At 68.5% G+C, this 12,135-nt stretch carries 9 protein-coding genes; 6 read left to right on the forward strand and 3 right to left on the reverse strand.

Going from position 1 to position 12,135, the window contains the following annotated elements; translation table 11 throughout:
• Positions 1 to 378 precede the first annotated feature (378 nt).
• Entirely contained in the window at positions 379 to 888 is a 510-nt protein-coding gene (gene dnaQ / locus CR156_RS19360) for a DNA polymerase III subunit epsilon (RefSeq protein ID WP_100554016.1), read from the reverse strand.
• 205 nt (positions 889 to 1,093) lie between these two features.
• Here dnaQ and CR156_RS19365 point away from each other — a divergent pair, with 205 nt between their 5' ends.
• Positions 1,094 to 2,326, forward strand: coding sequence for a glycosyltransferase (locus tag CR156_RS19365; protein ID WP_100554017.1), 1,233 nt, complete (start codon positions 1,094 to 1,096; stop codon positions 2,324 to 2,326).
• On the opposite strand, the gene CR156_RS19370 is transcribed toward CR156_RS19365, so the two are convergent.
• Positions 2,295 to 3,188, reverse strand: coding sequence for a LysR family transcriptional regulator (locus CR156_RS19370; protein ID WP_100554018.1), 894 nt, complete (start codon positions 3,186 to 3,188; stop codon positions 2,295 to 2,297). The two genes, CR156_RS19365 and CR156_RS19370, sit on opposite strands and share 32 nt — an antisense overlap.
• A 110-nt stretch (positions 3,189 to 3,298) precedes the next feature.
• Here CR156_RS19370 and CR156_RS19375 point away from each other — a divergent pair, with 110 nt between their 5' ends.
• The 5 genes from CR156_RS19375 (at position 3,299) to CR156_RS19395 (ending at position 10,050) form a co-directional block, all read left to right on the forward strand.
• Positions 3,299 to 3,697 carry a RidA family protein gene (locus tag CR156_RS19375; protein ID WP_100554019.1) on the forward strand — a complete coding sequence of 133 codons (399 nt, stop codon included), beginning with the start codon at positions 3,299 to 3,301 and terminating at the stop codon, positions 3,695 to 3,697.
• A 283-nt stretch (positions 3,698 to 3,980) separates the two neighbouring features.
• Entirely contained in the window at positions 3,981 to 4,325 is a 345-nt protein-coding gene (locus tag CR156_RS19380) for a hypothetical protein (RefSeq protein WP_100461982.1), read from the forward strand.
• 56 nt (positions 4,326 to 4,381) lie between these two features.
• The gene (locus CR156_RS19385) at positions 4,382 to 5,635 is read left to right on the forward strand and encodes a TolC family protein (protein WP_100554020.1); all 1,254 of its coding nucleotides are present in this window, start codon (positions 4,382 to 4,384) and stop codon (positions 5,633 to 5,635) included.
• Positions 5,632 to 6,831 carry an efflux RND transporter periplasmic adaptor subunit gene (locus tag CR156_RS19390; protein ID WP_100554021.1) on the forward strand — a complete coding sequence of 400 codons (1,200 nt, stop codon included), beginning with the start codon at positions 5,632 to 5,634 and terminating at the stop codon, positions 6,829 to 6,831. Before CR156_RS19385 ends, CR156_RS19390 begins: the two co-directional genes overlap by 4 nt.
• 9 nt (positions 6,832 to 6,840) lie before the next feature.
• On the forward strand, positions 6,841 to 10,050 hold the full coding sequence (locus CR156_RS19395; protein WP_100554022.1) for an efflux RND transporter permease subunit: 3,210 nt from the start codon (positions 6,841 to 6,843) through the stop codon (positions 10,048 to 10,050).
• 101 nt (positions 10,051 to 10,151) lie between these two features.
• On the opposite strand, the gene CR156_RS19400 is transcribed toward CR156_RS19395, so the two are convergent.
• A complete protein-coding gene (locus CR156_RS19400) occupies positions 10,152 to 11,924 on the reverse strand; it encodes a DUF885 domain-containing protein (protein WP_100554236.1) in 1,773 nt (590 codons plus the stop codon).
• Positions 11,925 to 12,135: the final 211 nt, after the last annotated feature.

Below are 12,135 nucleotides of genomic sequence, written 5' to 3' on the forward strand. Positions count from 1 at the left end.
AGTTGTGTCAGCCCGTAGCCCGGGAGACGGCGGCCTCGATGGTTGCCCACCACACGTCAAGAGAATCAAAGGGTTACGCTGGCGTTGGGCGGCCGGGGACGTGCTCCCGGGGGCGCCGCCCGATAGAAAACCGGACACAGCGAGCCGCGCATTATGCACGGGTTCAAGCACTTGCGCAAGTTACCCACAGGGCAAGGCTGAACACGGCGACGGGGGCCCTTGTAGAGCCGAAGGTAGCGGCAGGAGCCGCTGCCAACGTCGCTTGCGACGGCCCGTAGGGTGACGGTCAGGACGACCGGCATAGCCCACGCTCGGCTGGGTCATACGGGGGGAAGCAGCCGAGCGTCGGCTCGGCTCTACAACAGCGACAGGGCCAGCTCAGCGCAGGTGTGGAATGACCTGGGCCAGCAGATGGGCGTCCTTCAGCGCGCCGTGCAGGCCACGATTACCGGGAATGCGCAGGCGCTGCAGCACATCGTCCAGCTTGTTGCCCTGGCCGGGCCAGCGCCCCCGCGCCAGCTTCAGGCTGCAGGTCACGCGGCAGTGCTGGGCCAGCCCATCGGCAATGCCGGCCAGGCGCAGCTCGTTGTCGAGGAAGCCGACGTCGAAGGTAGCGTTGTGCGCGACCATCTCGCTGCCACGCAGGAACTCCAGCAGCTCGGCGGCCTTGCTCGCGAACAGCGGCTTGCCCACCAGCATCGCATCGCTGATGCCGTGCACGCGCTGCGCGCCCCAGTCCACTTTGCGCTGCGGCTGCAGATAGGTGTGGAACTGGCGGCCGCTGAGCTGACCATCGATCAGTTCCACCGCCCCGATTTCAATCACCCGGTGGCCCAGACGATGCGAGATGCCGGTGGTTTCGGTGTCCAGCGCGACGACGCGGCTCATGCCCCACACCCGTATGCAGCAACGGGCATGCGGGAGACAAAGGATGGTAGTGAGGGCAGTGCAGTCATTCGATGCTGGATCCTGTTACGCGCGCCCCGTGCAACGGGGGCAGATGATGCTGGATTGTCCCATGTCGTGCGCCAGCGGCAGCGCAGGGGCACGCGGTGTGATCCCGGCATACTGGCGCCTCACTGCGGAGCTTCCAATGCGACTGCTGGCCCTCACCTACGGCACCGAAGGCGATACGCGCCCGCTGGTCATGCTCTGCCACGGGCTGATCGCGGCCGGCCACGACGTCATGCTGCTGGCCGACGGCGGCACTCTGGGCAGCGCGAAAACAATGGGCGTCCCGCACGCCGCGCTTGAAGGCGACATCCACGATGAGGTGGTAGCGCTGGTCTCACGCGGCAACGGCGTGGCCGCCGCCAGCACCGGGCTGGCACGGATGGCGCTGCAGCACGTTGCCGGCTGGATGCGCCAGGCCGATGCTGCGGCCGAGGGCTGCGATGCGATCCTGACCGGCGGCCTGGCGGCGTTCGTCGGCATGAGCGTCGGCGAACGTCGTGGTCTTCCGGTGATCGGCGCCGGCATGATTCCGCTGACGCCGACGCGCGCATTCCGCTCGCCCTTCCTGCCACCCGGGCGCTCACCGGGATGGTTGAACCGGGCCAGCTACGGGCTGGTCAACGGCCTGATCTGGCGGCAGTTCCGCGGCCCGATAAACGCTGCCCGCCAGCACGCCGGGCAGCCGCCACGACGCTCGCTCTGGACCGGCCTGCCGATGCTGTACGGCGTCTCGCCACAGCTGTTGCCGCCGCCTTCGGACTGGCCGGCCGACCACCTCGTATGCGGCCAGTGGTCGGCACCCGCAGCGCCGTGGCAGCCGTCAGCCGAACTACAGGCCTTCCTCGATGCAGGGCCACCGCCGGTCTACCTGGGCTTTGGCAGCATGACCGGCTTCGACCGCGAACGCGTGTTGCCGGCGCTGTTGGCAGCGCTGGCACCGCGCCGCGTGCTGCTGTTCCCCGGTTGGGTCGGCGTGCCCGACATGGCGCTGCCCGACACGGTGCTGGTGATCGGGCCCACCCCGCATGAAGCCTTGCTGCCGCGCTGCGCGCTGGCGATCCATCATGGTGGCAGCGGCACCACGCATTCGGCCTGTCGCGCCGGCATACCGTCGATGGTGATGCCGTTCGCCGCCGACCAGTTCTTCTGGGCCGATCGCCTGCAGCGCCTGGGCGTAGCGCCTGCGCCGCTGTCACCGAAACGGCTGCAGCCGCAGGCGTTGGCCGCTGCACTGGCGTTCGCCGAGCATGCGGATACGCGCGCGCGTGCAGCCGCGCTGGGCGCTGCAATGGCGAACGAGGATGGTGTGGCATGCGGCGTGGCGGCGATCGAGCGGTGGCTCAGCCCAACGTCTCCACCACCCAGTCAATGAACACCCGCAGCCGCTGGCTCATGTGCCGGTTCGGCGGGAACATCACGTGCATCGGCATCGGCGGCAATTGCCAATCCTGCAGTACGGGCAGCAACTCGCCGCGCGCTACATGCGGTTCGGCCATGTAGCTGGGCAGCGCGACCACGCCGAGGCCGGCCAGACCCGCCGCCAGATAGGCATTGCCATCATCGAAGCCGATGGAATAGCGCCCCTGCACCTCGATGCGCTCGGCGCCGCGCTGCGCGGTGAACACGCGGGCACGGCCACTGCGCGGGCTGAGGAAACCGACCGTGTGGTGGTCCGGCCCTTGCAGCGCGCGCGGGTGGTCCGGCGCACCGAACTGCTGCACATAGCCTGGGCTGGCATGGAAGCCGATCGGCAGGCTCGCCAGCGGCCGCGCCACCAGCGCCGGGTCGGCCGGGGTTCCGCCGCGGATCACGCAGTCGACGTTGTCGGCGATCACATCGACCTCGCGGTCGCTGACCCCCACCTCCAGCTGGATGTCCGGGTAGCGCGCCTGGAAGCCGGGCAGCGCCGGCACCAGCAGCAGCCGTGCGAACGGGCCGGGAACGTCGATGCGCAGGCGCCCACGCGGCAGAGCGGCGGCATCGCCCAGCCCACCCTCGACCTCTTCCAGCTCGGCCAGCAGACGCACGATGCGCGGGTAGTACGCCGCGCCATCGGCGGTGACACTGACCCGGCGCGTGGTGCGGTTGAGCAGCCGCAGCCGCAGATGTGCCTCCAGCTGCTGCACCAGCTGCGTGACCGTGGTGCGGCTGAGCTGCAGCGTGTGCGCTGCGCGGGTGAAGCTGCCGGTCTCCACCACCCGGGCGAAGGCCCGCATCGCCTCGAAGCGGTCCATGTCAGCGACCCTGATTGTTTGGAATTTCTAATCAATCTAGACGCATCATCACGGTTTATCCAGACAGCGGCAGCGGGGAGGATGGTCTCCTCCCGTCTGGAATCCGTCTTATGTCCCACCGTGATGTCGTCTTTCCCGCCGGCCGGCAGGCGCTGTACGAGCGCAACCGTTACTCACCGGCGATCCGGTCCAGTGGCTTCCTGTTCGTCTCCGGCCAGGTCGGCAGCCGCGAGGACGGCTCGCCCGAGCCGGACTTCGAGACCCAGGTGCGCCGCGCCTTCGAGAATCTCAACGCAGTGCTGGCCGCGGCCGGCTGCACGTTCGACGACGTGGTCGATGTGACTGTGTTCCTGGTCGACCCGGAAACCAACTTCGAAAAGGCCTGGGCGATCGTGCCGGAGTACTGGGGCGAAGCACCGCACCCGACCCTGACCGGCATCGGCGTGACCTGGCTGTATGGCTTCCAGTTCGAGATCAAGGTGATCGCGAAGCTGCCTGCAGACCAGTAGTGCCAGCCGCTGGCCGGCAATGTGTCGGGGGTCAAAAAGCGTGTCGACCAAGGTCGACACCTACCGGGGCGGCTGGTCGCGCGACAGCAGCCGAGCATGGGCTCGGCTCTACAGAAGCGCCTCCGGTGTCCCACCCCACGGACCGAAAGGCGTGCCGACCAAGGTCGGCACCTACCAGAGCAGCAGTCCCGTGCGCGGCGCAGCTGAACGGGAGGTTCCGACGAATTCCCGAGGTGGCCATTGATATTGTATCCACCGAAAACCGCTTGCTAGCCTCCCCTCCATGCGCCGGATCGCCCGCCACCTTCGTTCGTACCTGCTGATGCTGCTGATGGCGGCGTTCGTGGTCGTGCCGGTGGCCGATGTCCTGGCGTGTGCGGTGGAACCGCACGACAGCACGGTGGTGCATGTGGAGTCGGCTGCCGAAGAGCCCGACGGTGACAATGACAGTGACGGCAAGCACACCGCTGCCTGCAGTCATAACCACTGCCACCACTCCAACCTGAGCCTGCCGGCGAGCACCTTCGCCGCCTTTGGCACGCCGCAACCGGCGCGCTGGATGAATGCAGGCGACGCGGCGACCTATGCGGTCGCCCAGGACGAACTGGCACGTCCTCCCCGGGCGTGAGTTGAGCGCGTCCCGCAATCGCGGGCTCCCGTTTCACTCACAACCGGAATCCCCCTATGTCGATCCTGACACGTCGGTCGCCGCGCGCGGCCGGGCTGGTCGTCGCCGTGCTGCTGGGCCTGATCCCCGCAGCACAGGTCGCCGCACAAGCCGCACCTTCGTACGACACCCTGCTTGAACGTCTCGACCAGCTGCCCGGCGCCCGCGTCGGCGCAGCACTGGCCGAGGCGGCCGACGCCCGCGCCGACCAGGCCCGGGCGCTGCCCAACCCCTCCCTTTCCTGGTCCGCCGAAAACGCCTGGGGCACCGGCTCCTACGGCGGCATGGGCAGGGCCGACACCGTGCTTACCCTGTCCCAGCCCTTGGAGGTCTGGGGCCAGCGTGGCGCGCGCGTCCGCGCCGCCCGCGCCGAGGCACAGGCCGCTGCCCTGCGCGGTTCGCAGAGCCGCAGCGATGTCGCCAGCCAGCTGGCGGCGATCTACGCACAGGCGGAAAGCGCCCTGCGTCGCTACACCCTGGCCGACGAAGCGCTGACGCTCACCCGCGATGATGCGGCGGCGGTCACCGCCATGGTCAAGCATGGCCGCGAGCCGCAGCTGCGCGCGGTGCAGGCACAAAGCGAAGTGGCCAATGCCAGCGCCGCGCTGGATGAGGCGCAGGCCTTCCGCGATGCCGCACTGGCCCGCCTGGCCGGTGCGGCCCTGCTGGATGCACCGGTGCGGACCATCGACAACAGCCTGCTCGACCGCGCACCGCCGGCGCCGCGTGGCGCCATCGATGTCGCACTGGCCGTGCGTGTCGCCGAAGCCGAAGTTGATGCGGCCGGTCGCCTGGTCGATGTGGAGCGCAAGCGTGCCCTGCCCGACCTCAGCGTCACGGCCGCGCAGACGCGTTTCCGCGAGGACCGCGAGCAGGCCTACACGCTGGGCGTCAGCCTCTCGATCCCGTTGTTCGACCGCAACCGTGGTGGCATCCGCGCCGCCAGTGCCGAACAGCGCGCGGCCGAGGCGCGGCTGGACCAGCAGCGCCGTGACAGCGAAGCGGAACGGTTGTCGGCCGTGGCGGGCCTGAAGGCCGCCGGCAGCCGCACCCGCGCGGCCGACGAAAGCGTGGTCGCCGCCGAGGAAGCCTATCGCCTGGCCCGCGTCGGCTTCGACGCCGGACGCATCTCGCAGCTGGAACTGCGCAGCACCCGCAGTGCCCTCATCGCCGCCCGCGGCACCGCTGTGGACGCGCGTCTGTCGCGCGTCGGCGCGGAAATCGATCTCGCCCGCCTCGAAGGGCGCGCACCTTTTGTGGAGGCCCGATGAACCTGTCCCGCTCTTTCCCCCTGGTTGGTGGCCTGCTGCTGACCGTATTCCTGGCCGGCTGCTCCGGCAACGCACAGACCCCGGACGCATCGGATACCGCCAGCAAGGCAGCGGCCGACGACGGCCATGGTCATGCCGCTGACAGCACCGAAGCCAAGGCCGAAACACGCAAGGTGCCCGACGCCGATGAAGGCGTGGTGCAGCTGACGCCCGAGCAGATCAAGGCCTCCGGCATCGACGTGGTTGCCGTCGGCCGCGGCGGCGGCGGTTCGACGCGGCTGTCCGGCCGGGTGGAGCCATCGATCGGTGCGCGTGCATCGGTCGCCTCCACCGTGACCGGGCGCGTGGAGCGCGTGCTGGTTGCACCGGGTACGGCGGTGAAGCAGAACCAGGCCCTGGCGATCGTGGTCAGCGGCGAGGCGGCGGTGTTCCGCGCCAATGCGGTTGCCGCCGCTGCGGAAGCCGAGGCGGCGCGCCTGGCCCATGGCCGTGACAAGGCGCTGGTCGAACAGGGCGTGGTCGCCCGCCAGGAACTGGAAACCTCACGCGCGCGCTCGCTGGCGGCACAGGCGCAGGCCGCCGCCGCACAGGCACAGGCCGCCGCCAACGGTTCACCCGACAGCAGCGGCCGCGTGCGCATCACCAGCCCGGTGGCCGGCATCGTCGGCAACGTGCAGGTCACGCCCGGTGGCGTGGTAGCAGCCGGCAGCCCGGTGGCCGACGTCGCCGATCCGTCGATGAACGAGCTGGTATTCACCGCACCGCCAGCGCTGGCCGCACAGGTCAGCCCGGGCATGACGCTGGAAGTGACCGTGCCGGGCGGCAGCTTCAGTGCCACCGTCACCGGTTCGGCCGCCGATGTGCGCCAGCAGGGCGGCGTGGCGGTGATACGTGCCACGCCGGTCAATGCGGCATTGCCGCCAGCCGGTTCGCCGGTGTCGGCGGTGGTGGTCACCGACGGCAAGGACGGCGCGTTGAGCGTGCCGGCCGATGCCGTGCAGAACGTGGATGGCAGCAGCGCGGTGTTCGTCGCCGTCGAGGGCGGCTTCAAGGTGCAACCGGTGCTGGCCGGCCGACGCGCCGGCGACCGCATCGAGATCCTCGGTGGCCTGAGCGGCAGCGAACGCATCGTCGGCGCCAACGCTTTCCTGCTCAAGGCCGAACTGGCCAAGGGCGAAGCCGAGCACGGGCACTGAGGACCTTCCATGTTCAAGCTCATCATTGAAACCGCGGTACGCCACCGCTGGCTGGTCGTGGCCCTGGCTGCACTCATTGCCGCCGTGGGCCTGTTCCAGCTCGGCAAGCTGCCGATCGATGCGGTACCGGACATCACCAACCGCCAGGTGCAGATCAACACCGTGGCTCCGGCACTGACGCCCGAGCAGATCGAGCGGCAGGTGACCTATCCGCTGGAAACCGCGCTGGCCGGCATCCCCGGCCTGACCACCACCCGTTCGCTGTCGCGCAATGGCTTCTCGCAGGTCACCGCGATCTTCACCGATGCCACCGACATCTACTTCGCCCGCCAGCAGGTGGCCGAACGCATGCGCGAGGCCGCCGAGGCGCTGCCCGAGGGTGCCTCGCCGATGCTGTCGCCGGTCACCACCGGCCTCGGCGAGGTGTTGATGTGGACGGTGGACTTCACCGCGTTCGACCCTGCGAAGCTGGCCAAGCCGGGCGAAGCAGGCTGGCAGGCCGGCGAGGTCTACCGCACGCCGGAAGGCAATCTGCTGCGCACGCCGGAAGAACGCGCCACCTACCTGCGCACCGTGCAGGACTGGATCATCGCGCCGCAGATGCGTTCCAGCCCCGGGCTGGCGGGCGTGGACACCGTCGGTGGCTACGTGAAGGAATACGGCGTGCATCCGGACAGCGCGCGGTTGGCCGCGCATGGCCTGGGCCTGGCCGATCTGGTGACGGCCCTGCAGCGCTCCAACGTGCAGGCCGGTGCCGGCTTCGTGCAGCGTGCCGGCGAAGGCCTGGTGGTGCGTGCCGACGGTCTGGCACTGACCACCGACGATCTGGCACAAGCGCCTGTGGCCACCCGCAATGGCGTGGTGGTACGGGTGTCCGATGTGGCCGAGGTCGAACTGAGCCGCGCACCGCGCCTGGGTGCGGCCAGCCGCAACGGCCATGAAGCCGTGCTCGGTACCGCGCTGATGATCGCCGGCGGCAACAGCCGCACCGTGGCCCAGGCCGCCGCCGCGCGCCTGGAACAGGTGAACAAGTCGCTGCCGGCCGACATCGTGGCAGCGCCGGTGCTGGACCGCAGCGTGCTGGTCAATTCCACGATCAAGACCGTGGCCAAGAACCTCACCGAGGGCGCGTTGCTGGTGGTGGTGGTGCTGTTCCTGCTGCTCGGCAACCTGCGCGCAGCGACGATCACCGCACTGGTGATCCCGCTGTCGTTCCTGTTCGCGGTAATCGGCATGAACCGCTTCGGCATCAGCGGCAACCTGATGAGCCTGGGTGCGCTGGACTTCGGCATCCTGGTGGACGGCGCGGTGATCGTGATCGAGTCGACGCTGCTGATGCTGGGCCAGCGTCGTGCCGAACTGGGCCGCGCGTTGACCGCGATGGAACGCCTGCGCGTCGCGGCCGATTCGGCGCGCAAGATGGCACGACCGGCAGCGTTCGGACAGCTGATCATCCTGCTGGTGTTCGCACCGATCCTCACCCTGGAAGGCGTGGAGGGCAAGACGTTCCATCCGATGGCGGCCACGTTCATGCTGGCCCTGGTGGGTGCCTTCATCTTCTCCTTCACCTTCGTGCCGGCGATGGCCGCGCTGATGGTGCGCGAGCCGAAGCTGAAGGAAGGCGAGGCACACAGCGATGATGGCGAGCACGAAACGAAGCTGATCCGCGTGCTGCGTGGGCGCATCGAGCCGATCATCCGCCTGGCCGTCGCGCGGCCGCGGTCGGTGGTGGCGGGTGCGAGCCTGATGCTGCTGGTGGGTATTGGTTCGTTCGGCCTGCTCGGCCGCGAGTTCATGCCTACCCTGGATGAAGGCAACGTGGCGATGCAGGCATTGCGCGTGCCGTCCACTTCACTGGAGCAATCGCTGGCGATGCAGCTGGCGCTGGAAAAGGCCATTGCCAAGCAACCGGAAGTGGAAACGGTGTTCTCGCGTACCGGTACCGCCGAAGCGGCGATCGACCCGATGCCGACCAACATTTCCGACAGCGTGATCGTGCTCAAGCCACGTGCGGACTGGCCCGATCCGAAGCTGGGCAAGGAAGCGCTGGTGGCCCGCTTCGAAAAGCTGGCCGGCCAGCAGCTGGGCAACAGCTTCGAGTTCAGCCAGCCGATCGAGCTGCGCTTCAACGAGCTGATTTCCGGCGTGCGGACCGATCTGGCGGTGATGATCTTCGGCGATGACTTCAGCCAGCTGCAGAAGGTGGCCGACCAGGTAGCGCTGAAACTGCGTGCGGTGGAAGGCGCGGCCGATGTGCGCGTGGAGCAGATTTCCGGCCTGCCCACGCTCAACGTCAAGATCGACCACGTGGCAGCGGCGCAGTACGGATTGACCGCCGCGGACGTCAGCGATGCGCTGTCCACCGGCATCGGCGGCACGGCGGCCGGCAAGATCTTCGAGGGCGACCGTCGCTTCGATGTGGTGGTGCGGCTGGATGACAGCGCGCGCAACGACCCGGATCAGCTGGCCTCGCTGCCGATCGCCACACCAGCCGGTGTGGTGATTCCGCTGTCCTCGGTCGCGCGCATCAGCGTCAGCGAAGGGCCGAACCAGATCAGCCGCAACAACGGCAGCCGCCGCGTGGTGGTGCAGGCCAACGTGCGTGGCCGCGTTCTCGGCGGCTTCGTTGGCGAGGCGCAGACCGCCGTGGCCGAGGTGGCGCTGCCGCCGGGTGCGTACCTGACCTGGGGTGGCCAGTTCGAGAACCTGCAGCGTGCGGAAAAGCGCTTGGCCACGGTGGTGCCGGTGGTGTTCCTGCTGATCGGCAGCCTGCTGTTCATGGCCCTGCGCAGCGGCAAGGAAGCGGTACTGGTGTTCAGCTGCGTACCGCTGGCGCTGGTCGGCGGCATCCTCGCCCTGCTGCTGCGCGGCATGCCGTTCTCGGTGTCGGCAGCGGTGGGCTTCATCGCGGTGTCCGGTGTGGCCACGCTCAACGGCCTGGTTTTGATGCAGGCGATCCGTGAGCGCCTGGACGCCGGTGACGTGCCGATGATGGCCGCGATCAATGGTGCGTCCAGCCGTATCCGCGCGGTGCTGACCACCGCACTGGTGGCCATCGTCGGCTTCATTCCGATGGCGATCGCCAGTGGTTCCGGTGCGGAAGTGCAGAAGCCGCTGGCGACGGTGGTGATCGGCGGCTTGATCACCGCCACGGTGCTGACCCTGCTGGTACTGCCGACCTTTGCTGCGCGCGTGGCGAAGGTGCGGACGGTGGGGTGAGGTGAGAGGGGGTCGGAGCCCTTTCCGCGGGAAAGGGATCCGACCCCGCGCCCGGGTCGGACCCCCGCCACCGGCGGGGCTCCGACCCGACCACACGGCGGTCAGGCCTTCTTGCGTTCGGCGATGTACGCCTGGATCTGCTGTTCCAGTACCGGCAACGGCACCGAGCCCTGCTTCAGCAGCGTGTCGTGGAAGCCTTTGATGTCGAACTTGTCACCCAGTTCCTTCTCCGCCTGCGCGCGCAGGCGCACGATGGCGATCTCGCCGAGCTTGTAGCTCAACGCCTGGCCCGGCCAGGAAATGTAGCGATCCACTTCGGTGGTCACTTCGTGCTCGCTCAGCGCCGTGTGGTCACGCAGGTAGGCCAGCGCCTGCTCGCGACTCCAGCCCTTGCTGTGCACGCCAGTGTCGATCACCAGGCGCGTGGCGCGCCACATCTCGTAGGTCAGGCGACCGAAATCCTCGTACGGGGTTTCGTAGATGCCCATTTCCACGCCCAGCTTCTCGCAGTACAGCGCCCAGCCTTCGCCATAGGCGGAGATGTAGGCGTTGCGGCGGAACTCCGGCAGGTTCTTCTGCTCGGCGGCGATGGCACCCTGCAGTGCATGGCCCGGATCGGATTCGTGCAGGGTCAGCGCCGGCAGGTTGTACAGCGGGCGCGACGGCAGGTTGTAGGTGTTGAGCCAATAGGTGCCCATGCCACCACGGCCGGCGGTCCAGAACGGCGCGATGTCCGGCGGCACCGGCACGATGGTGAAGCGCGCGCGCGGCAATGTCATGTACTTGCCGAGCTGGCCATCGGCACGCTTGGAGATCCATGCGGCACGCGACAGCAGTTCTTCCGGCGTCTTGGCATAGAACTGCGGGTCGGTACGCAGGAAGGTCAGGAACTCGGCAAAGCTGCCCTTGAACTTCACCTGCTTGATGATGTCGTTCATTTCCTTCTGGATGCGTGCCACTTCATCCAGGCCGATGCGGTGGATCTCGTCCGGCGACAGGTCCAGCGTGGTGTATTCGTGGATCTGCTGCTTGTAGTACGCCTTGCCGTCGGGCATCGCTTCGGCGGCCAGGGTGGTACGCGCCTGCGGCACGTACTCGTTGACGAAGAACGTGCGCAGCTGCTGGAACGCCGGCACCACCTTGCCGCTGATCGCCGCGCGGGCCTGTGCCTGCAGCTTGGCCTGCTCGGCAACCGGGACGGTGTTGGGCAGCTTCTTGAACGGCGCGTACAGCGGCGACTCGGTCGGGTCCTTCAGTTCGGCGACGGTGGCGATGGACACCTCGCGGCCATCGAGCACCGCACGCGGCACGCTGAAGCCGCGCTTCAGGCCGGCGCGCATGTTTTCGGTCTGCTGGTCGAAGTAGCGCGGCACATCATTCAGGCGCGCGATGTAGTTCTGGTAGTCCTGCGCGCTCTTCATCTCGCGCCGGGCCATGAAGGACAGGTTCGACCAGAACGAGGAGTCGGCGTTGAACGGCATCTCGTAGCCGCGCAGGCGCACTTCTTCGGCCAGGTTGAACACCTGGTCGCGGTAGATCGCGTAGTTGACCTGGTTGTCGGGCGACAGGGTCTTCGGGTCGATCTTCTTCAGCGCGGCCAGGGTTTCGTCCCATACCTTCAGGCGTGCCTGCTGCGCGGCCGCACCGACGTCGGGCATGCGGGTGGCGTTGGCCGGGGCGTCTTCGTCCTCGCTGGCCTCGCCACCGCCGTCCTGGCGCCACTTCCATTCCTTCTCGTACAGCGCGCGGAAGGCGGCATCGGCGGGAGATTCAGTGGCCACGCTGGCCGGCGCGGTGGCGGTGGGCGGGGCGGCCAGGGCCACGGCAGGGGCAGACAGAGCGATCAGCAGGGCTACGGCAAGACGGGTTTTCACGAGCACAGGTTCCCGGGAAGGCAGACCCCGATCATGGCACCCCGCACCACACATGGCATGGGACGAAGGTCCTGCCTGCAGCGCAGGCAGGACCGGGAACGGCCGCAGGCCGGGACCCCAGCGCCGAAGGCGCGAGGTAGCGCGGGGCCATGCCCCGCGAGCGCGCAGCGCGGCCGACGTTGGCCACCATCCCACAGCCGCCGGGCATGGC

The sequence above is a fragment of the Stenotrophomonas lactitubi genome, assembly GCF_002803515.1.
Classification (GTDB): Bacteria; Pseudomonadota; Gammaproteobacteria; order Xanthomonadales; family Xanthomonadaceae; genus Stenotrophomonas; species Stenotrophomonas lactitubi.